This is a genomic window from Ornithinibacillus salinisoli (assembly GCF_042684965.1).
Classification (GTDB): domain Bacteria; phylum Bacillota; class Bacilli; order Bacillales; family Amphibacillaceae; genus Ornithinibacillus; species Ornithinibacillus salinisoli.
The window spans coordinates 430,007-452,308 of sequence record NZ_JBHUMI010000016.1 but is presented as its reverse complement, the minus strand read 5'-3'; the positions used below and the strand labels follow the sequence as shown (position 1 = coordinate 452,308).

General features: G+C 36.7%; 21 protein-coding genes. 6 read left to right on the top strand and 15 right to left on the bottom strand.

Going from position 1 to position 22,302, the window contains the following annotated elements; translation table 11 throughout:
- Nucleotides 1-2: 2 nt before the first annotated feature.
- A complete protein-coding gene (locus ACFSTA_RS12945; protein ID WP_377557139.1) occupies nucleotides 3-1,169 on the bottom strand; it encodes an endonuclease Q family protein in 1,167 nt (388 codons plus the stop codon).
- On the bottom strand, nucleotides 1,169-1,717 hold the full coding sequence (locus ACFSTA_RS12940) for an NUDIX domain-containing protein (protein ID WP_377557138.1): 549 nt from the start codon (nucleotides 1,715-1,717) through the stop codon (nucleotides 1,169-1,171). The genes ACFSTA_RS12945 and ACFSTA_RS12940 overlap by 1 nt, the downstream gene beginning before the upstream one ends.
- Before the next feature lie 136 nt (nucleotides 1,718-1,853).
- On the opposite strand from ACFSTA_RS12940, the gene ACFSTA_RS12935 reads away from it, so the two are divergent.
- Nucleotides 1,854-2,774 carry an aldo/keto reductase gene (locus tag ACFSTA_RS12935; protein WP_377557137.1) on the top strand — a complete coding sequence of 307 codons (921 nt, stop codon included), beginning with the start codon at nucleotides 1,854-1,856 and terminating at the stop codon, nucleotides 2,772-2,774.
- Between the two features lie 592 nt (nucleotides 2,775-3,366).
- On the opposite strand, the gene ACFSTA_RS12930 is transcribed toward ACFSTA_RS12935, so the two are convergent.
- The 3 genes from ACFSTA_RS12930 to ACFSTA_RS12920 are packed head-to-tail and all read right to left on the bottom strand — an operon-like array spanning nucleotide 3,367 to nucleotide 5,474.
- Entirely contained in the window at nucleotides 3,367-3,693 is a 327-nt protein-coding gene (locus ACFSTA_RS12930) for an iron-sulfur cluster biosynthesis family protein (RefSeq protein ID WP_377557136.1), read from the bottom strand.
- Between the two features lie 34 nt (nucleotides 3,694-3,727).
- Complete coding sequence (locus tag ACFSTA_RS12925) at nucleotides 3,728-4,525, bottom strand: SDR family NAD(P)-dependent oxidoreductase (protein ID WP_377557135.1); 798 nt, start codon at nucleotides 4,523-4,525, stop codon at nucleotides 3,728-3,730.
- On the bottom strand, nucleotides 4,515-5,474 hold the full coding sequence (locus tag ACFSTA_RS12920) for an MBL fold metallo-hydrolase (protein ID WP_377557134.1): 960 nt from the start codon (nucleotides 5,472-5,474) through the stop codon (nucleotides 4,515-4,517). Before ACFSTA_RS12920 ends, ACFSTA_RS12925 begins: the two co-directional genes overlap by 11 nt.
- A 202-nt stretch (nucleotides 5,475-5,676) precedes the next feature.
- Here ACFSTA_RS12920 and ACFSTA_RS12915 point away from each other — a divergent pair, with 202 nt between their 5' ends.
- The 4 genes from ACFSTA_RS12915 to ACFSTA_RS12900 are packed head-to-tail and all read left to right on the top strand — an operon-like array spanning nucleotide 5,677 to nucleotide 9,753.
- Nucleotides 5,677-6,411 carry a glycerophosphodiester phosphodiesterase gene (locus ACFSTA_RS12915; RefSeq protein ID WP_377557133.1) on the top strand — a complete coding sequence of 245 codons (735 nt, stop codon included), beginning with the start codon at nucleotides 5,677-5,679 and terminating at the stop codon, nucleotides 6,409-6,411.
- A gap of 12 nt (nucleotides 6,412-6,423) precedes the next feature.
- Nucleotides 6,424-7,440: an NADPH dehydrogenase NamA gene (gene namA, locus ACFSTA_RS12910; RefSeq protein WP_377557132.1), complete on the top strand. Its 1,017-nt coding sequence runs from the start codon at nucleotides 6,424-6,426 to the stop codon at nucleotides 7,438-7,440.
- A 14-nt stretch (nucleotides 7,441-7,454) separates the two neighbouring features.
- Nucleotides 7,455-8,381 carry a ribonuclease Z gene (gene rnz, locus ACFSTA_RS12905; protein WP_377557131.1) on the top strand — a complete coding sequence of 309 codons (927 nt, stop codon included), beginning with the start codon at nucleotides 7,455-7,457 and terminating at the stop codon, nucleotides 8,379-8,381.
- A 1-nt stretch (nucleotide 8,382) separates the two neighbouring features.
- Nucleotides 8,383-9,753: an aldehyde dehydrogenase gene (locus ACFSTA_RS12900; RefSeq protein ID WP_377557130.1), complete on the top strand. Its 1,371-nt coding sequence runs from the start codon at nucleotides 8,383-8,385 to the stop codon at nucleotides 9,751-9,753.
- Nucleotides 9,754-9,798: 45 nt separating this feature from the next.
- On the opposite strand, the gene ACFSTA_RS12895 is transcribed toward ACFSTA_RS12900, so the two are convergent.
- From ACFSTA_RS12895 to ACFSTA_RS12875, 5 genes are all read right to left on the bottom strand, one after another.
- Entirely contained in the window at nucleotides 9,799-11,052 is a 1,254-nt protein-coding gene (locus ACFSTA_RS12895; protein WP_377557129.1) for a DNA polymerase IV, read from the bottom strand.
- A gap of 131 nt (nucleotides 11,053-11,183) precedes the next feature.
- The gene (locus ACFSTA_RS12890; protein ID WP_377557128.1) at nucleotides 11,184-12,308 is read right to left on the bottom strand and encodes a M20/M25/M40 family metallo-hydrolase; all 1,125 of its coding nucleotides are present in this window, start codon (nucleotides 12,306-12,308) and stop codon (nucleotides 11,184-11,186) included.
- Between the two features lie 23 nt (nucleotides 12,309-12,331).
- Nucleotides 12,332-13,879 (bottom strand): acyl-CoA carboxylase subunit beta, encoded by a 1,548-nt coding sequence (locus ACFSTA_RS12885; protein WP_377557127.1) that lies wholly within the window; start codon nucleotides 13,877-13,879, stop codon nucleotides 12,332-12,334.
- Nucleotides 13,879-14,694 (bottom strand): methylmalonyl-CoA epimerase, encoded by an 816-nt coding sequence (gene mce, locus ACFSTA_RS12880; RefSeq protein ID WP_377557125.1) that lies wholly within the window; start codon nucleotides 14,692-14,694, stop codon nucleotides 13,879-13,881. The genes ACFSTA_RS12885 and mce overlap by 1 nt, the downstream gene beginning before the upstream one ends.
- Nucleotides 14,695-14,755: 61 nt before the next feature.
- Nucleotides 14,756-16,402: an acyl-CoA mutase large subunit family protein gene (locus tag ACFSTA_RS12875; RefSeq protein ID WP_377557124.1), complete on the bottom strand. Its 1,647-nt coding sequence runs from the start codon at nucleotides 16,400-16,402 to the stop codon at nucleotides 14,756-14,758.
- 146 nt (nucleotides 16,403-16,548) lie between these two features.
- Between ACFSTA_RS12875 and prli42 the strand changes: the two genes are divergently transcribed.
- Nucleotides 16,549-16,686 carry a stressosome-associated protein Prli42 gene (prli42, locus tag ACFSTA_RS12870; protein ID WP_377557123.1) on the top strand — a complete coding sequence of 46 codons (138 nt, stop codon included), beginning with the start codon at nucleotides 16,549-16,551 and terminating at the stop codon, nucleotides 16,684-16,686.
- 66 nt (nucleotides 16,687-16,752) lie between these two features.
- On the opposite strand, the gene ACFSTA_RS12865 is transcribed toward prli42, so the two are convergent.
- From ACFSTA_RS12865 to ACFSTA_RS12845, 5 genes are all read right to left on the bottom strand, one after another.
- Nucleotides 16,753-17,712 (bottom strand): aromatic acid exporter family protein, encoded by a 960-nt coding sequence (locus ACFSTA_RS12865; protein ID WP_377557122.1) that lies wholly within the window; start codon nucleotides 17,710-17,712, stop codon nucleotides 16,753-16,755.
- Nucleotides 17,713-18,440: 728 nt separating this feature from the next.
- Entirely contained in the window at nucleotides 18,441-18,872 is a 432-nt protein-coding gene (locus ACFSTA_RS12860; RefSeq protein WP_377557121.1) for a BrxA/BrxB family bacilliredoxin, read from the bottom strand.
- 91 nt (nucleotides 18,873-18,963) lie between these two features.
- A complete protein-coding gene (locus tag ACFSTA_RS12855; RefSeq protein WP_377557120.1) occupies nucleotides 18,964-20,247 on the bottom strand; it encodes a dihydrolipoamide acetyltransferase family protein in 1,284 nt (427 codons plus the stop codon).
- A 14-nt stretch (nucleotides 20,248-20,261) separates the two neighbouring features.
- A complete protein-coding gene (locus ACFSTA_RS12850; protein WP_377557119.1) occupies nucleotides 20,262-21,245 on the bottom strand; it encodes an alpha-ketoacid dehydrogenase subunit beta in 984 nt (327 codons plus the stop codon).
- A gap of 15 nt (nucleotides 21,246-21,260) precedes the next feature.
- Nucleotides 21,261-22,253, bottom strand: a complete 993-nt coding sequence (locus ACFSTA_RS12845; RefSeq protein WP_377557118.1) for a thiamine pyrophosphate-dependent dehydrogenase E1 component subunit alpha — start codon at nucleotides 22,251-22,253, stop codon at nucleotides 21,261-21,263.
- Nucleotides 22,254-22,302 lie beyond the last annotated feature (49 nt).

Genomic DNA, 22,302 nt, shown 5'->3' with positions numbered 1-22,302 from the left:
ATTTAACTAGTGTGTATACTACCGTATTTTCCGCCACCTCCGGATTTTATGACCAGATTACCTTCTCTCATCTCTATAATTGCCTTTGCTAGTTTCTCTGGTATAACTTCCTTTAATTCTTCGACTGAAACGTGATGGATGATGTTCATCTCTGTTTGAAAATGCCTTAATAAATTTTCAAACGTTTTAGGACCTAATTTAGGTAAATATTCTAACGGTACTTGATATATATATGGGGGACGTTTATGCTCTACATCCGTATCAGAAATTTCTCTTATCCGATCAAATACACCTTTAATAACTTTGTGTGAGCCACATGTTGGACATTCCTTACTATCGGATTGTAATAATTCGAGGCAATGATCACAAACTGTAGTATGATATTTTCCCAACTTTGGATTCATACCAAAGTTTCGACTGATTTTTCGACCATTCACTTCATGTAATGCCAACTCAAATTCTTGAAACGACGGTTCATCCATTAATACTTCTTGATATTCACGAGCTATTTTAGCTAATGAATGGGCATCAGAATTTGTAACAAAAGTATAATGATGAAGTTCTTTGATTTGATCAGCCATTTCTGTATCTGAACTTAGACCAAGTTCTATTCCATCTATTAAATCTGGATCAAAAACTTCCGTTAGTGATTTGTGAACTCCTTTTCCGTACAGACTTTTAAAAGGTGTGAAAACATGAGCAGGAATAAATAAGCCCGACAGTTCTTTCACCTTATATTGTAATTCTTTTGCCGTACCGTAGTAGCGCTGCGAGCTTAACGTAATATTTTTCATTTTCGTTACGAGCCATTCTGAGAACTGTTCGATCTTTTCCAAAGTGGGAAAGTAGCACAATACATGTATTGGTCCTTGGCAATTGTTATCATATATTTCAATTTCTGAGCCGAGAATTAAGGTGACTTCTTCAAACTGAATACCACCACCATCCAATTCAAACGCTTCTCCACATTCAATTAATCTTTTCAGTTCTTGTTGTACTGCAGGTGATTGACTATCTATTACACCTACCATATGTATCCCTTTGTTCCGACTAGATTCTTTTAAAATATTTGTCAGCGTTAAACTTTTGGAAGCTGTAATTTTCACCGGTTTATCATACATATCTCTTCCTATATGAATATGCATATCTGCAAAGTAAGAGTTAAGCATTATAACATCCTTTCAAGTAATTCCAGGTATACAATGGCATAGTTTGTTTTAGCATCGTGAATTCTTTCTTTACTAACATATTCTTTCGCTTCTGCTAAAGTTAGCTCTATGATTTCAACAAATTCATCCTCATCAGGGGCTAATGGTTGATCTACTTTTTCCAAATCTCTTGATAGATACAAATACATTAATTCGTCTGCAAATCCAGGTGAAGTGTAAAATGATGTTACAAATGTAAGCTGACTGGTTGTGTACCCTGTCTCTTCTTCTAATTCTCGAATTGCTGTTATTTCTGGTTTCTCCCCAGGCTCTAACTTCCCAGCAGGGATTTCAATCAGTGATTTTTCTAGTGGTTTTCGAAACTGCTCTACGAAGACGATTTTATTATCCTTTGTAATGGGGATAACAGCTACTGCGCCAGGATGTTTAATTAACTCCCGTGTAGATCTCTTACCATTTGGCAGAAGCACCTCATCCACTTGCAGTTTTACTACTTTGCCATCAAATATTTCTTCCGTACGAATTGTTTTTTCCTCAAACTTTTTCATTCTGTTCATTCCCTCATGTAAATATAGATAATTATATTTTAGCATAAGTACTTTTCTCCAGCATTGTATATTAGTTGTAATTCACTTCAAGTGTTTTTACAATAAAATTAGAACAATTAGGAGGGTATCTAACTTTATGATAAAAAATCGTTTAGGTAAATCCGAAATATCCGTTTCAACATTAACACTCGGATGTATGTCTCTTGGTACAGATCAGGCACACGCATCTAACATTATTGATTACGCACTAGATAAAGGAATAAATCATCTTGATACAGCAGATTTATATGATTTTGGTAAAAATGAAGAAATAATTGGTAATGCTATGAAAGGAAAGCGAAATGAGATAGTTTTAACTTCCAAAGTTGGAAATCATTTTTCAAAAGAAGGTAAAGATTGGTTTTGGGATCCCTCAAAAGAACATATAATGAATGGCTTGAAAGATAGTCTTCGTAGATTACAAACTGATTATATTGATTTTTATATGCTTCACGGTGGGACCATCGACGACCCTATTGATGAATCTATTGAAGCATTTGAGCGACTAAAAGAAGAAGGGGTAGTTCGAGCATATGGGATATCATCTATACGTCCAAATGTAATAAGAGAGTATGTCAAACGCTCTAATATAGATGCTGTTATGATGCAATATAGTCTACTTGATCGACGTCCTGAATCAGAAATATTAGACCTATTACATGATAACCAAATTAGTGTACTCGCTCGCGGGCCTCTAGCCAAAGGAATGCTAAGCAACCGTGCAATGTATCAGGTTAATAAAAAAGGCAAAGATGGATTTCTAGCATACTCCTATCATGAATTGCAGAAAGTTATTGAAAAAATATCCACGGATATAGGTAGCGAACCTTCAATGAATGCAATAGCTTTAAAATATGTTATCAAACATCCTGCATTAGCTAGCGCGGTTTTTGGAGCAAGTTCTATTGACCAGGTTCGTGAAAATATTGACATAGAACCATCCCAAGACCTAAGTAACGAAACCTATCAAAATTTACAACAAATCACCAAAGCATTCAATTACGAGAAACATTTGTAAGCTCCCATTTTTATTGTTTCTGAATTGTAGTTTTTACAAGAAACGAACCTTAATGAGCAATTAATAGAATTTACGCAGTAACTTTGAAACGTTTTTCTATCTTAATCTTATCAAGAGTGCTACAAACCCGCTCCAGCAGAATACTTCGCTAGTGGATATTCTCTAATTATGGAATGGTGTTTGCCAATGATTTCAACACTTAGTGGAGCTCTTCCCAATGGTACAGAAAGCTATTTCTAGGGAATTCATGTTATGAAGTGTCCATACACTGTTCTAGCGGAAGAAATACACGTAGACTCCGGCGGGAGAAAAGGCATCGGTGAGACCCCGCAGAACGGAGTTCGAGGAGGCTCACCAGCCGCCCGCGGAAAGCGAAGTGTATTTCTGGAGCGAGATTTGGTGCAGTACATTTAATCTCAAATTTCACCAAGTTTTACATATTAAATTACTTTGTATACTACATAAAAAAGAAGCAATCGGTACAATAGATCTTTTATTTACAATCGAAATGGAATGTAATAAAGTGGCATCGATTTTTATGATCCAGGTGCCACCTCTCACTAGGAAAATTCGATTATATATTAAAAGAGTGCTATGCTACGTTAATATGAATACTTGCCGGAGATATAAATGGGTTTAATATACCTTCTCTACTAAGTAACCTGAAAGCTCCATTTATAAAATCTAACTTCATATCTTTTGCAAAGAAAACTACCTGTTGGTCACGAACAAACGTTGGTATTTCCCTACAAATAATGGTTTTATCATAGCTTGTAGGTTCATTAATAAGTTGAAAAGTTGGAACACCATTAACACCACAACCGCAACCTTCTGTTTCATACCATAATAATAGCTTCAAAGATGGGTTACCAATTTCATTGATTTTCTCCATAGCTATTTCGGTAATGGTTAATTCCATTTCGTTGTCCTCCTGTTGTATGTAATTATGTTGTTCATTTTTTATTGAATTGCTTATGAAGCAATACCTCCATGGTTTTAGGAAATAAATGATAGAACCTACTTCCCATATCCATCCACCAAGGCAGGTTAATCTCACGTTTTTGTCTAAATAAGTTTGCTACTATTTTTTTAGCAACGTCATCTGGGTCCAACATATATTTCCCAATGTTTGCTTGATAAGTTCCAAAAGGATCAGCTAGTTTAAAAAAATCTGTTTGCACCGGACCTAAATTTACTGCTGTTACAAATACCCTCTCATTTGCTAGCTCCAAACGTAATGAATTGGTAAAACCTAGCACAGCATGCTTCGTGGCAGCATAAACAGCTGATTTTGGCGTTGCGATTTTACCAGCTTGAGAAGCAATATTAATAATATGGCAATTCCCCTTCAAGTCCACAAAATGCGGGAGGACAATTTTTGTTGCTTGAATTAAAGCATAAACATTTAATTGAAACATACGATCAATATCTTTCCAATCCAAATCATTTACAAAATCAAATATACCTAATCCTGCATTATTAATTAAACCATGCACCTTTTCATGCTCTATGAGAATTCGATCAAATGTATGAACTAACAGTTTTTCATTCATTAAATCTACCTGGTAAACAAAACTATTTGCATCAAGTTCCTGTTTCATTTTTCGTTGTACATTTTCAAGTTTATCGATAGATCTTGCTAACATGATCGGAATTCCGCCGTTTTTTGCAATATGCCAAGCTATTTTTTCTCCAAGTCCACCTGAGGATCCCGTAATAATTATTTTTTTGTTTTCAATCTTATCTCGCATGGTAATATAATAAACCGTCCTCACATGTTTTACTTATCAAGTCTTCAGCTTCTAAATAATCAAGTTGCCCGATCGTTTCAGACATTGTCAAATCTAATTGTTTTTCATATTGTCTCGGGAAAATCTGCTGGCAAATTTGGAATGGTGTTTGGGAATATTCCTTTAATAACGTAAGTACTTTATTGGCTCGTTGTTCCTGTTTCGTTAACCGCAATGGAACAAGCTCTTCAACATTTGAAAAAACACTACCATGTCCAGGAAATACAGTGGTAATTCCTAATGCTAGGCATTTTTCCAAATTGGCACGGTATTGTAACATTGGTTTTGGTCGGTCCAACTCATTTATAGGTGGTTCTAATAATGGATTAGAGGAAATATGCGATAAAATATGATCCCCTCCAATAAAAGCACCATCTTGCTCCCGTAGGAAAGATAAGTGGCTTTGAGCATGTCCTTTTGTTTCAATAACGCTCCATTCATGGTGGCCCGGGAGAATATCGCCCTCTGTAATAACATCGGTTACTTCACCTTGTCCTGCATATCGAAGTGGAGCACGCAATTTATTTAATAGAGCTTGATATTGATCGGGAACGCCAGAAGACTGAAACAGGTCACGAAAAAAATTTTCATAATGCTTAAAAAATGGCTCATTTCGAGTTAACCAAAGATTCACGTTTTCATGAGCTATAATTCGATTGGCACGTGGAAATTGTTCCACTAACCCAATGTGATCTGGGTGGTGGTGTGTAAGTATGATTTGTTCTATATCATTAGGATAATAACCTAGTTCCTTTAACTGGATCGTAAATGCCTCCCAAGCTTCAGGTGTCTTTACCCCTGCATCTACTAATGATAACGTATCACCTTTTAACACATAAACATGTGTATCTCCTACTGCAAACGGAGTAGGAATGGTAAGCTGACTAATCGTTTCATCTAAAACTTTCATGTGTTTATCCCCCAAAAATGAATAGTCATTCATTATTTTTATTTCATTTTACACCTTATCCTTTGTATTGTCACACATATTGATATCTGTTTACCCCGTCAACACTTAAGCATTCTCGAATATACATGATAATTATATAGCTATCTAATGCCTGAATTGACTTTTATAAAATAATAAAACAGAATCAAAGAGAGGTGAAAAAATGCAAACGAAAATAATAGCACATAGAGGCGCAAGTAAATATGCACCAGAAAATACCATGGATGCTTTCAAGATCGCCTACGAAATGGGTGCTGAAGGAATTGAAACAGATGTACAATTAACAAAAGATCATGTTCCAGTATTAATACATGATGAAAATGTTAAGCGTACGACCAATGGAACCGGACTAGTAAACAATTATACTTTTACGGAAATAAAGCAACTTGATGCAGGTGCATGGTTTAACCAATCTTTTGCTGGAAATACTATCCTCTCTTTAGAGGAATTTTTACAATGGTTCGTTCATAAGCCTTTATATTTAAATATTGAACTAAAAAATAATAAAATAGAATATAAGAACTTGGAATCAATTGTGTATGAAATGCTTGAACATTTCCAACTATTAAATCGTAGCACAATCTCTACATTTAATCCAAATAGTATTAAACGGATGAGAAGATACCGAAAACATGTTGAGGTAGCCTTTTTAACTTCAAGAAGAAATCGGAACCTTGCACAACTAACAAAGGACCTTGGTGGTAATGCTTTGCATGTAAAGTACCGATTATTACATGCAAATCTTGTTGAGCAATGTCACCAAAAAAACATGCCAATTCGAGTGTATACGATTAATAAAACAGTTCGTATGTTTAATTGTTATAAATATGGTTGTGATGGTATATTTACCGATGTTCCTGACAAGGCTCTACACGTTCGAAATTTATATACCAATTAGGAGGTAATAATCGTGGCAAAACTTTTTTCACCAATAACTTTTCAAGATATAACTCTAAAAAACCGTATCGTCATGTCACCAATGTGTATGTACTCTTCTATGAATGAAGATGGGAAGCTTACACCTTTTCATATGACACATTATGTTTCTCGTGCAGCAGGTCAAGTTGGATTAATTATGGTTGAAGCTACAGCTGTTCAACCGGAAGGAAGGATTTCTCCACAAGATTTAGGCATATGGGATGATGATCATACTTCTGGTTTTACAGAACTCAATGAACAATTACACAGCTTTGGCGCTAAATCTGCTATTCAATTAGCACATGCTGGAAGAAAAACACAACTCGATTCACCAATATACGCACCATCTGCAATCTCATTTAATGAATCGTTTCAAACACCAGTGGAAATGACATCGATGGATATAAAAAAATCTGTTGAGGCATTTAAAGACGGAGCAATTCGTTCGAAAGAAGCTGGGTTTGACATTATCGAACTACATGCTGCGCACGGTTACTTAATTAACCAATTTCTATCGCCACTTACCAACAAACGTACGGATCAATATGGTGGTAATCGTGAGAATCGATACCGTTTTCTAAAAGAAATCATTGATGCTGTAAAAACAGAATGGGCCGGTCCTATTTTTGTTCGAATTTCTACGGATGAATATCAGGAAAATGGAAATGAATTACAAGACTTTATCTATTTTGTACATGAAATGAAACAACAAGGTATACAGCTTATAGATTGTAGTTCTGGTGGAGTAGTACCTGCATCCATTCATACATATCCTGGATATCAGGTAAAACGGGCAGAAACAATTAAACAGGAAACAGGTATCCGAACGGGTGCTGTTGGATTAATTACTTCTGGTGTTCAAGCAGAAGAGATATTACAAAATGATCGTGCTGACCTCATATTTATTGCAAGAGCTCTACTTAGAAATCCATATTGGGCAAAACAAGCTGCAGATGAATTAAATTATCAGCTTGCTGCACCAAAGCAATATACAAGAGGTTGGAATTAGTTTAGGAGGATATCATGGAATTATTATTCCTAGGAACTGGTTCAGGAGTTCCCTCAAAAGAGAGAAATGTATCAGCAATCGCATTAAAGCTACTACATGAAATAAATAGCATTTGGTTATTTGATTGTGGAGAAGCAACACAACATCAAATTCTTCATACTTCTATAAAACCTAGAAAAATAAATAAAATTTTTATTACCCATCTTCATGGAGACCATATATTTGGAATACCAGGACTTTTAAGTAGTCGTTCCTTTCAAGGAGGGGATGATTTATTAACCATTTATGGTCCACTAGGAATAAAAAAATATATAGAGACAAGCCTTGATATCAGTGGAACACACCTAACCTACCCTATTTCGATTGTTGAAATAGAAGAAGGAAAGCTATTTAGTGATGACAATTTTACGGTATATTGCCAAAAGCTTGAACATGGTCTACCAAGCTATGGCTTTCGAATCGAAGAGAAAGATAAACCTGGTGAACTGTTAGTAGAAAAGCTACTTGCTAAAGGTATTAAACCAGGTCCACTCTACCAACAAATAAAAGAGAATGACTATGTAGTAACCAGTGACGGAGAACAGATTATGAGAAAAGACTTTATCGGACCGAATAAACCTGGAAGAATTATTTCTATATTAGGTGATACACGCTCAACAGAAAAAAATAGCACCTTTGTAAAAAATTCTGATCTACTAGTTCATGAGGCAACTTTTGATCATGATAAATCAGATCTAGCTAAAAAGTATTATCACTCAACAACGACGCAAGCTGCACTACTTGCGAAGGAAAGTTCAATTAAAGAGCTGGTGTTAACTCATATTTCATCACGATTCCAACAGGATGATTCTTATAAACTATTGCAAGAAGCACAAGATATTTTTCCGAATACGCATATTGCTAGTGATTTTTATGAACGAAAAATCGCGAGGAGTGAGTAAGTTGCTAGAAATAGATAATTTAGTTGAATTACAACGTTCTTACTTTTATAGTGGACAAACATTAAAGTACGATTTTCGTATCAAACAGCTTAAAGAATTAAAACACATGCTCCAAAAGTATGAAAAAAGCGTCTATCGAGCGCTAAAAAAAGATTTAAATAAATCAAGCTATGAAGCACTTACAACCGAAATTGGCTTTCCTCATATGGAAATAGATTTTACGATTAAACATTTAAAAGAATGGATGAAACCGGAAAAAGTTGATACTCCCATCACACATAAAGGTTCAAAAAGTTTGATTCAAAAGGAACCCTATGGAGTAACGCTAGTTATTGCACCGTGGAATTATCCGTTACAACTATCATTAGCACCAACAATAGGTGCCATTGCTGCAGGAAACACAGTTATCGTAAAACCATCTGAATACACATCAGAGACATCCGCAATACTTGCTAAAATGATCAAAGAAACATTTTCCCCATCATTTATTACTGTTGTAGAAGGGGATGCTGATGTAAGTAATAAATTATTGGAGCAAAAAATTGATTATATCTTCTTTACAGGCAGTACTCCCGTTGGAAAGATAATTATGGAAAAAGCAAGTAAAAATCTTACTCCGGTAACATTGGAGCTAGGAGGAAAAAGTCCGGTTATCGTGGATAAAGATGCCAATATTCATTTAGCTGCTAAACGAATTGTTTGGGGTAAGTTTACAAATGCAGGTCAAACTTGTGTCGCTCCAGACTATGTCCTTGTTCATGAGAAAGTAAAGTCAAAGCTAATTTCGTCAATGATTAAACAAATTAAGGTACTATATGGTAATAAGCCACTTGAAAACAATGATTACGTCAAAATTGTAAATGAAAAACATTTCAATCGATTAAAGGAGTTCTTATCAAATGGCAAAATCATAAGTGGAGGAAGAATAAATCCAGAGAAATTATTGATTGAACCAACTATTTTTGATGAAGTAAATTGGGAAGATTCCATTATGCAAGATGAAATATTTGGACCTCTATTACCAATTTTGAAATTCTCTGATTTACATCACATTGTGGAGAAATTAAAACGAATGGAAAAACCATTAGCACTTTATTTTTTTGGAGAAAAAGAGAAGAAACAACAATATGTCTTTGATAACCTATCCTTTGGTGGTGGATGTATCAATGACACACTATATCACTTGGCCAACCCTCATTTACCATTTGGAGGAGTCGGATCAAGTGGCATTGGTGCTTATCATGGTAAATTCAGTTTTGATACGTTCTCACACAGAAAAAGTATCCTGAAACAAACTACTAAATTTGATATACCATTCCGCTACCCTGGCAGTAAACTATCTCATTCCATTGTAAAGAAACTTATGAAGTAGGAAATTAAAAATAGAAGCACACATTTTTTTGTAGAATGTGGGCTTCTATTGTTTAAAATCATCCAGAAAATCCTTCTGAAAACTTGTACGCGGTTGGTCATCTGGTTCTTGATTTATTAATTGCTTAAACGGATTTTTTCCATATTTATCAGTCAACATATCAATAGTAGAGTATAGCTTTTCTTTACTTGCCTCTTTTTCGTAAGTAAAAAGATCAAGTTGCTGTGCAATATCTTGTTTATCATGAATATCTTGAACAGTGATACCCAACAACCTTATAGGGGCTTGATTCCAATGTTTTTTCCATAATTCTGAAGCAACCTCAACAATATCCTTTTTATCCTCGATAAATGCTTGAAGTTTTTTACTTCGTGTAATCGTTCTTCGGTCATAGTAACGAATCATGATTTGGACGGTCCTGCCAGCAACATGTTTACGTTTTAACCTTCTTTCAATATTATCCGCCAGTGAATCCATTAAACTATTAATTTCATTTTCATTCGTAGTATCATGAGGTAACGTCTGTGAACTTCCTATACTTTTGAAGTCATTAACCGCATCGGGATCTACTGGACTTAAATCAATTCCGTTCGCTCTGTTTTTCAATCTCTCTCCATTAATACCTAAAACCTGTTTTAGCTGATAAACATCCTTATGTGCCAGATCCTCTATTGTTGTGATGTCCATTTGGTTTAACTTCTCTGCTGTTTTTTCCCCAACTCCATACATTTCACCTACGGGTAATGGCCAAAGCATTTTAGAGATTTCCCTCTTTCTTAATACCGTTATACCGAGAGGCTTTTTCATATCAGATGCCATTTTAGCTAGAAATTTGTTGGGCGCTATTCCTATACTACATGGTAAATCAAGTTTTTCTAATATTTGTTTTTGCAGGTTTTCAGCTATCTTCATTGGAGAATCTAAATGTTTTACATCAGTAACATCCATATAACCTTCATCAATTGACACCGGTTGGACATAAGGCGTTATCTCAGACATCATCTTAAATATTTCTCGTGATGCCGTACGATAACGTTCAAAATTAGGACGTAGCACAATCAGGTTGGGACAAAGCTTTCTAGCCTGCCATAAAGGCATAGTGGTCTTGACACCTTTTGCTCGTGCTTCATAACTACTAGTTACAATGATCCCTCTACGTTCTTCAGGGTTACCTGCGATCGCTACTGGTTTACCTTTTAACTTCGGGTTAAAAGCCATTTCAACCGAAGCATAAAAGCAATTCATATCCATGTGAAATATAATTCTTCTTTTATTAGTTTCTTGTACCATGAAATACATCCTTAAACAATTGATTATATTTGTATTATATCATACGTTCAAGCTAGCTAACACGCCGAGGAGGGCTACAGTAGGGTTACATAATTAAGAAAAAAGAACCCTTAGAATCGAGTTCTAAAGGCTCCCATTGATTACTTCGCCACTTCTTTAATAATCGCATCTACTAACTCTGTAATTTTAACAAGTTCACTTACTGGTATTCGTTCATTAGTTGTATGAATTTCTTCATATCCGACAGCTAAATTAACAGTCGGGATGCCGAACCCAGCAATGACATTTGCATCACTGCCACCACCACTTTTTAGTAGCTTGCTTTCCCGACCGATTGCTTTCGCAGCATTTCTAGCAACCTCTACAACTTCATCACCGGCTTCTTGCTTAAAGCCAGGATACATTACTTTAATTTCTACTTCCGCTTCCCCACCATATTCTTTAGCAGTCGTTTCAAACGCTTCCTTCATTTTGGAAACTTGTGCTTCCATTTTTTCTGGAACTAACGATCGTGCTTCTGCCAGAATTTCTACATGATCAACGACAATATTCGTCTGTTTTCCACCTTCAAAGCGACCAATATTAGCCGTCGTCTCCTCATCAATTCGACCAAGTGGCATTTTAGAAATAGCTTTTGCAGCTAGCGTAATGGCCGATACCCCTTTTTCGGGAGCAACACCTGCATGTGCCGTTTTACCTTTGATAATAGCAAAAATTTTGGCTTGAGTAGGTGCAGCAACAATTATGTCTCCAACATCACCGTTACTATCTAACGCATACCCAAATTTAGCATGTAATAAGGAACCATCTAATGATTTTGCACCTACTAATCCGGATTCTTCTCCTACCGTAATTACAAATTGAATATCCCCATGCTGTACATTATTTTCTTGTAAAGAACGTATAGCTTCTAAAATAGCGGCAAGCCCAGCTTTATCATCTGCTCCTAATATTGTTGTCCCATCTGAGACAATATAATCATCCTTGATTGATGGTTTAACACCTTTTCCTGGTACAACGGTATCCATGTGAGATGTAAAATAAATCGGAGAAACGCCATCTTTGTTCCCTTTTAATGTGCAAATTAAGTTGCCAGCTCCATGCCCAGTCTTTTCTTTACTATCATCTTCCATTACTTCTAATCCCAAGGCTGTAAATTTTTCTTTTAGGACCGCAGCAATTTCTGTTTCATACTTTGTTTCCGAATCAATTTGTACGAGTTCCATAAATTCATTAATTAATCTGTCCGTATTAATACTTGTCATGTTGTATATCCTCCTATGTACGTTTATAATGGAATATTTCCATGCTTCTTTTGCGGCCGTTGTTCATTCTTATTCTCCAGCATTTCAAGTGCTTGTATCAGCTTCACCCTCGTCTCTCTAGGATCAATAACATCATCAACCATTCCTAATCCTGCCGCAATATAAGGATTGGCAAATTTTTCACGATACGTATCAATCTTTTCTTGTCTCGTTATCTCCGGGTTATCACTTTCCGCAATGTCTTTAGCAAAAATTATGTTAGCAGCACCTTCAGGACCCATAACTGCTATTTCTGCATTTGGCCAGGCGTAAACTAAATCCGCACCAATTGATTTGCTGTTCAGTGCAACATACGCCCCGCCATATGCTTTTCTAGTAATAACTGTTATTTTAGGTACAGTTGCTTCTGAGTATGCATATAAGATCTTTGCTCCATGTCGTATAATACCACCATGCTCTTGCTTAATACCAGGAAAAAAGCCTGTAACATCTTCAAACGTGATCAAGGGAATATGAAACGAATCACAAAAACGAATAAATCTAGCGGCTTTATCACTTGAGTCAATATCAAGTCCACCAGCTAAATATTTGGGTTGATTACATACTAAACCAACGACCTTTCCGTCTATTCGTGCAAATCCAACTACAATATTTTTGGCGAAATCAGGGTGTATTTCAAAAAAGCTATTTGAATCTACTATTTCTGAAATAACATTTTTCACATCATATGGTTTTGTAGAATCAAATGGTACGATGTCGGTTAATCTAGGTCGGAGCTGGTCTTGTTGTTCCATTTGTTCGACAGGTGGCTTTTCATTATTATTATTTGGCAAATATGCCAGCAATTGTTTTACAGCATCCAGTGCCTCATATTCGGTGTTTGCTTTTAAATGTGCATTACCACTTTTTGTATTATGAATATATGCTCCACCTAAATCTTCAGAAGATATCTTTTCCCCAGTAACTGTTTCAATTACCTTTGGGCCTGTTATGAACATTTGTGAAGTCTTTTCCACCATAATAACAAAATCCGTAATCGCTGGAGAATAAACTGCTCCACCTGCACTCGGACCCATGATAACTGATATTTGTGGAATAACACCAGAATAAATGGAATTACGGTAAAATACATGTCCATATCCATCAAGTGATGATACTCCCTCTTGAATTCTTGCTCCTCCTGAGTCATTTAATCCAATAAATGGAACACCATTTTTAGCTGCTAAATCCATTACAGAAGCAATCTTTTTCCCGTGCATCTCACCAAGTGCTCCACCATAAACAGTGAAATCCTGTGCAAATAAATAAACTGGTCTCCCATTTACTTTACCGTAACCCGTGACAACTCCCTCACCCTTTGCAGATGAATTATTCATTCCAAAGTCAGTCCCACGGTGCTCAATAAACGTATTTAATTCTACAAAAGACCCTTCATCTAGAAGATAATCAATTCTCTCTCTTGCAGTTAGTTTCCCTTTAGCATGCTGCTTTTCAATTCGTTCGTCTCCGCCACCAAGTTCTGCTAACCTACGCTTATCATATAATTCATTAATTTTATCAAAAATATCCATTATGAATCCCTACCCTTTTCTTGTTGACAGACCTCAAATAGAACACCATATGCAGATTTTGGATGAAGAAATGCTATTTGACTATTATGGGCACCTATTTTGGGCTCATCATGGATCAAATGCACACCCGATTCCTTAAATTGACTAACTCGTTTCTGTATATCTTCCACCTCTAGAGCAATGTGATGAATTCCTTCTCCTTTTTTCTCAATAAAGGAATGGATTGGTGACGTATGATGTAACGGTTCTAATAGTTCAATACGACTTTCACCAATTCTTAAAAAGGCTACATTAACACCCTCTGACTCAACTTCTTCTATAGCTTCTAGTACTAAGCCTAAAGAATCTGTATAAAAGGAAAGAGCTTCATCTATTGATTTCACTGCTATACCTATATGCGCGATTTTTTTAGGCGGATCGACCTTAGGTTTAACCAATTGTTTGATATATTTTGCTAGACTTTCTGTAGATGATCCACTTGTGAAAATCTTATTAATTCCTTTCTCGAGTAAAAAAGGAATATCTTCATTCGGAATAACTCCGCCAGCCACAACAGGTATATCATCTGCGTCACGTTTAGTTAACTCTTCCATTATTTTAGGAAATAAAGTTTTGTGAGCACCTGATAAAGATGAAAGCCCAATTACATCCACATCTTCCTGAATAGCTGCTTGAGCAATTTGTAATGGTGATTGCCGTAAACCTGTATAAATTACTTCCATACCATGATCCCTTAATGCTTGAGCAATGACTAGTGCACCTCGGTCATGTCCATCTAAACCAGGCTTTGCGATTAATACACGAATTTTACCCATAGTCTCTCCCCTTTTCTTTCATTTCTCTTTTTCTAGCAACTAGTCACGAAAAACTAGAATTTTAGCCGGTATATTCCCCAAATTCATCACGAAGCACATTACAAATTTCCCCTATTGTTGCATATGCTTTAACCGCTTCCAAAATATGTGGGATTAAATTATCCCCATCATTTTTTGCCGCTACTCGAATGGCACTGAGTGCTTGATCTACTTTATCGTCTTCCCGTTGTTCTCTTACCCGTTTTACTTCTCCAATCTGACTCTTTTCTAATTCCTCATCCACTTTTAATAAGTCAGGATTCACTTCTTCATCTAATGTAAACTTATTTAACCCAACAATTATTTCTTCTTCTTTTTCAATTCGCTTTTGCGTTTCGTAAGCATTATGTTGAATTTCCCGTTGCATAAATCCTTCTTCCACTGCCTTAACTGCACCGCCAATATCTTTAATACGATCTAGATATTTTCCTATTTCAGCTTCCATTTTGTCGGTGAGCTCTTCCACATAAAATGAACCCCCTAATGGGTCTATTGTATCTGCTACACCGCTTTCATTTGCAATAATTTGCTGTGTTCTAAGCGCAATTCGCGCAGAGTCTTCTGTAGGTAAGGATAGCGCTTCATCACGAGAATTCGTATGTAAACTTTGTGTACCTCCCATGACAGCAGCAAGTGCTTGCAATGTTACCCGGACTATATTATTATCTGGTTGCTGCGCAGTTAGTGTAGATCCGCCTGTTTGTGTATGAAAACGCATTTTCCAACTTTTCGGATTTTTAGCTTGGTAATGTTCCTTCATAATTTTTGCCCAAACCCGTCTAGCTGCTCTAAATTTTGCAACTTCTTCAAAGAAGTTGTTATGAGCATTAAAGAAAAACGCAAGTCTCGGTGCAAAATCATCGATGGCAAGTCCAGATTCCAATGCTGCATCAACGTACGCCATGCCATTGGCAATAGTGAAGGCTGCTTCTTGTACCGCTGTAGAACCTGCTTCTCGGATATGATAACCAGAAATACTAATTGTATTAAATTTAGGTACAAACTGCTGACAGTATGCAAATATATTTGTTATTAAACGCATCGATGGCTTTGGTGGATAAATATAGGTCCCTCTAGCAATATACTCTTTTAAAATATCATTTTGAATCGTTCCCGTAAGTTTATCTAATGGTACCCCTTGCTTCTCACCTACAGCGATATACATACAAAGTAACACAGACGCTGGAGCATTAATGGTCATCGAAGTACTAACTTGATCTAGTGGTATTTGATCAAATAATTTTTCCATATCATGTAAAGAATCTATGGCAACTCCTACTTTCCCGACTTCACCTTCAGACATTGGATCATCTGAATCATACCCAATTTGTGTTGGCAAGTCGAATGCAACCGATAATCCCGTTTGTCCTTGATCCAGGAGATAACGAAATCGTTTATTCGTTTCTTCCGCCGACCCAAAACCAGCGTATTGTCGCATCGTCCAAAATCGACTTCGGTACATCGTCGGTTGAATTCCTCTAGTATATGGATACTCTCCAGGATATCCGAGTTTTTCCACATAATTTGAATCCTGATCAGATTCGTATAACCGCTCTACATTTATATTTGAGGATGTCATGAAGCTTTCTTTTCTTTCAGGAAAGCGCTTTAATGTTGAATGGACCTCATTCTCCCACTTTTCCCTCAAGTTATTTTTGTTATCATCCATTATCTCATCTCCATTTCTTTGCCATAAATAGGTATACAATTTAGAAAATACTATATCTCTATTCTTAATTATATTTTTATACTTGTCCAATATTAATTTTAACGTTAAAATACAATTAGCAACGGGATTTTAAGGAGGACTTATAAATGGCTACAAATCAATCAAGCAAACCTATGCCGAGAAAAAAATCAAAACGCGAGCGTAGAGTGAAATTCATCGTATATATTATGATTATAGCGATGCTACTTTCTTCATTAACTGCTGGCTTAGTTATGTTTTTGTAAATATCAGAAAATATATAGTAAAAAGCAAAAGACTGGATACTGCTTAGGTAGTGCCAGTCTTTTATTTTATTTTTTAGATACATCACTTTTTTTAAACTTTTTCTTAATTAATAGATAATTTTCGATTTCTAATAATAACCGAAACATATTTGCTCTTGTTTCAAATTCTTCACGTGTTCTAGGTAACTCTACTTGATTAAAATCCTCTTTTAATTGATGTAATTCCTGTAAATATAGAGCAGCTGTATTCCCTGGATGTACGACATCTGCCAACTTTTCAAAAAAGGATGCTATTCGAAGTGATATGCTATTGGTTTTAGGTAGCTTTGTGACCAGAGGTAACATTTTGCGTAGCTGCTCTAATTGTTTGGTACGCATCACAAAGTAATCATAATAAGGATGCTTCGACCTTAACATATGATTTTCTCTATCTAACTTTACTAAATCACTAGCTTCATCTAAAATAACTTCCGATTGCGCAATTTCTTTGCCATCCCAATTTGAGTTGTTATCTCTTATGTATAAAGCTATTTCATTTAAAATCACCTGAAAGCAATGCTCCACTTTCTGTTGACTAACCTTTAATTCCTTATCATAGCTAGGCATGTATAAATTAACTAATAGTCCAACCCCAAGCCCAACAATAATAAGTAAATATTGCTCGAACAAAAAGGAATAGGATATACTCCCCGTACTAAATAGGTTTAGAGTTATTACGGAACTCGTTGCAATTCCGGGTGTGATTTTAAAGAACACGGTGGTAGGAATAAAGACTATAAGCATTATTCCTAAAACGAATGGATTATAGCCAAACAGTTCAAATAACAAAAAGGAATACACACTCGCTATAATACACGCAAAAAATCGATGCCATGCACTTAATACAGATCTTTTTCTAGATGGTTGTATACTTAAAATTGTTAAAATACCTGCAGAGATGAAATTACTTATTCCGAGAAGTTGAGCAATTAAAACAGCAACTGGAGTTCCAATAGCAGTCTTAATTGTACGATAGCCGATTTTCACGAGTACAATCTCCTTATTATCACTGTGTTCTAAAAGAGTGATGCTGTTTCAGAAGGCTCTTTTCGCATAGTTTATTGTTATTTTTATATAAACTGCGACATAACTTATGCATAGAATTACTTTGACAGTCTAATTCAATAGTGTGCTACAAAACCGCTCCGTCAGAATACTTCGCTTTCCGTGGGCACGGCCTCAGCCAGGGAACTTCTTGAATACGCTTCTTCGTTCCCTTGCGCCGAGGAAGCATGCTTCGGAGCGTAACTGGAAGACGCAGGCGCATCTCCGGGGACTTCGGACACGTGCTGCTCCCACAGGAGTCTTCGTATTCTGCCTCCGCTGATGCCGATTTCTTGTTTAAAGAAAAGTGTTACTACTTCACTAGCGTAGGAAATACACGAAGACTCCTGCGGGAGAAAAGGCATCGGTGAGACCCCACAGTGCGTAGCACGAGGAGGCTCACCAGCCGCCCGCGGAAAGCGAAGTGTATTTCCGAAGCGGTGTTGCGAGCGTTATATTAATTTACAATTTGTAATCAGAGCAATTTTTGATATGTTACTGCGCATTTTACATCAACTACTCATTAAGATTCATTTCTCCTAAAGAGAGAGCAACAGTATTTTAGAAAATAGCCTTTTAGAACAATAAATTGAAACAATCGATACGAAAGAAGCCTTATTAAAAAGGCTGACTCGAATAAAAAGAGACAGCCTCATAATGTTGATCTTTTATTATACCTCTTTACAATGCTCATCAAAAATCTGTTGCAGTTTACCCATAACATCCATAGCACTATGACCTTCAATATCATGTCTTTCTATCATCGAGACAATTTTCCCGTCTTTTAAGAAAGCAAAAGATGGTGATGATGGTGGGTATCCTTCGAAATACTCCCTAGCTTTTTCTGTCGCTTCAGGATCTTGACCAGCAAAGACAGTAACTAAATGATTTGGTCTTTTGTCATAATGAATGGCATTTGCTGCTGCTGGGCGAGCAACCCCTCCTGCACATCCACAAGTTGAGTTAACCATCACTAAAGTAGTCCCCTCACGATTTAAAGCTTCATCAACTGTTTCAGGGTCCTTAAGCTCTTGATACCCTGCTTCCCTAATATCTTTACGTGCTGCATCGACAACATCATTCATAAACATGTTAAAATCCATGTAACGTTCATCTCCTTACAATCCAAATTAATAAGCATAACTACAGTTAAAGCTTATCAATTCTACCTAGAAAATTCAATTTATATTACTTTTAATAAACAGATGTTGTATCTTGATTCATATTTTCCAATATATCCTTCACTCGTGCTAAAAATTGACCACAAACTAACCCATCTAAAATACGATGATCTAGTGATAGTGATAGGTTCACCATGTCTCTAGCAGCAAACATATCGTTAATAATAACTGGACGCTTCACAATTGATTCCACTTGCAATATTGCGGCTTGTGGATAGTTGATTACTCCCATTGAATGAATAGAACCGAATGATCCGGTATTGTTTACTGTAAATGTTCCACCTTGCATATCCTCTGAAGCCAATTTACCAGTCCGTGCTTTTGTGGCTAAATCAGTTATATCTCTAGCAATCCCTTTAATCGTTTTATCATCCGCATGTTTAATAACAGGAACAAATAATTCTTGATCTTTTGCCACTGCAATAGACAAGTTAATATCTTTCTTTTGTACAATCTTATCCCCTGCCCACATGCTATTAAGTTGCGGGAACTCTTTCAGAGCTTGGGCAACTGCCTTAACAAAGAATGCGAAGAAGGTTAAACTGAACCCTTCTTTTTGCTTAAATTCATTTTTTATAGTATTTCGATACGCAACTAAGTCAGTAACGTCTACTTCTACAGTCATCCATGCGTGAGGGATTTCTGTTTTGGAACGTACCATATTTTGAGCAATAGCTTTTCGAACACCCGTAACTGGAATTTCAATATCCCCCGCTTGCGTTGGCACTTGCTGGACTGGTTGTTCAACTTTTGATTGTACAGGTGGGGTATCTACTGTTTTAGGTGTAGATTCTGCTTTTGGCTCAGCCGGCTGTTGAGTTGGTGTAGGAACATTACCACTCGAAATAATTTTTTCAAGATCTTTACGAGTAATTCTTCCACCACGCCCACTACCTGTCACTTGGTCTAAATCTATATCATTCTCTTGCGCCATCCGTAAAACAGCAGGAGAATATCGTTTCTTCATAGACTGATCTCCAGCAGGTTCTGGAGTTGGATCGTTTTCTTCACTTGCTTGTGTATCAGGTGTACTTGTTTCTTCCTCTGTCGATCCACCCTCTGTATCGATATAACACATTAACTCACCGACAGCTATCGTATCTCCTTCTTGAGCGGTAAGTTCTTTAATCGTTCCAGTAAACGATGAAGGTACTTCCGCATTTACTTTGTCAGTCATTACTTCGGCAATGGGATCGTATTTATTTACATGATCTCCAACTTTAACGAGCCATGAACTAATTGTGCCCTCTGTAACACTTTCACCAAGTTGTGGCATGTTAATTTTTTCAGTAGCCATTGTTGTCCCTCCTTCTAAAATTCCGCTAATTCCCGAATTGCTTTCTCTACTTTATCTGGATTTATCATAAAGAACTTCTCCATTGATGGAGCATACGGCATTGCAGGGACATCAGGTCCTGCTAATCTTTGAATTGGTGCATCAAGGTCAAATAAGCAATTCTCTGAGATGATTGCAGCTACTTCACCTATAATACTTCCTTCTTTATTATCTTCTGTAATCAATAGTACTTTACCTGTCTTTTTGGCTGCTTCGATTATTGCTTCTTGATCCAGTGGATAAACCGTTCTCAAATCAAGGATATGAGCATCAATTCCTTCTTCTGCCAATTTTTCCGCAGCTTGTAAAGCAAAATGAACACAAAGTCCGTATGTAATAATCGTAACATCCGACCCTTCGCGTTTTACATCTGCCTTACCAATTGGAAGCACATAATCATCTTCTGGTACTTCACCCTTCAATAACCGATATGCACGTTTATGTTCAAAGAATAGTACTGGATCATTATCCCGGATTGCAGCTTTCAACAATCCTTTAACATCATAAGGTGTAGATGGCATAACAATTTTTAATCCTGGTTGATTAGCAAATACTGCCTCAACAGATTGGGAATGATACAATGCACCATGAACCCCACCGCCATACGGAGCACGGATTGTTATCGGACAATTCCAGTCATTATTTGAACGGTAACGCATTTTCGCCGCTTCTGAAATAATTTGGTTTACCGCAGGCATAATAAAATCTGCAAATTGCATTTCGGCTACCGGTCGCATTCCATACATTGCAGCACCTATACCGACACCAGCAATAGCTGACTCAGCAAGCGGGGTGTCTAATACCCGATACTCACCAAATTCATCGAATAGTCCGTCAGTAGCACGGAATACGCCACCTTTTTTACCTACATCTTCTCCTAAGACAAATACTTTTTCGTCACGTTGCATTTCTTCTTTTAATGCACTAGTTACAGCTTGAATATATGACATTACAGGCATAAAAAATCCCCCTCCCTACTCTTCGTAAACGTATCTTAATGCAGATTCAGCTTCAGCATATGGTGCATTTTCAGCATAGTCTGTTGCTTCGTTAACGATACGATTTATCTCATTATTCATATCTGACTCTAATTCTTCTGTCAAAATTCCTTCATCTTTCAAGTATGTTGCAAATGTATATAAAGCATCTTTTTTCTTTGCTTCTTCTACTTCTTCCTTATTTCGATACAAACGATCATCATCATCACTTGAATGGGCCGTTAACCGGTAAGAAATCGCCTCAATTAACGTTGGACCCTCACCGTTAACCGCGCGCTCTCTTGCTTCTTTGACAACTTCATACACCGCTAGAGGATCATTTCCATCTACGGTATATCCTGGCATACCATAACCAATTGCGCGATCAGAAACTTTTTCCGCAGCGATTTGTTTTTCAATTGGTACTGAAATAGCATATTTGTTATTTTCAACCATAGTTATGACAGGTAATTTATGAACACCTGCAAAGTTCAGCCCTTCATGAAAGTCACCTTGGTTAGAAGAACCTTCACCTAAGGTTACAAACGATACAAAATCCTTTTCTTCCATTCTTGCTGCCAATGCAACACCTACTGCGTGAGGTAACTGTGTTGTAACCGGTGAAGAACCTGAAAGAATCCGATTTTTCTTTTGTCCAAAGTGACTTGGCATTTGTCGACCACCTGAATTAGGGTCTTCAGCTTTTGCAAAAGCTGATAACATTAATTCTTGTGCGGTCATACCGAAAGCAAGTACAACGCCCATATCACGGTAGTAAGGAGCTACATAATCACCGGATCTGTCTAAAGCAAAAGCTGCACCAACTTGAGCGGCTTCCTGCCCTTGACAAGATATTACAAAAGGAATTTTTCCAGCTCGGTTTAATAACCACATACGTTCATCGATTTTTCTTGCTAAAAGCATTGTTTTATACATTTCAATAACTTGTTCGTCCGTTAATCCTAACGCTTCATGACGATTCGTAGACATGTAAAGTCCCTCCCTCTAATTTAAATAATTTCATAATAGAATATCGCAA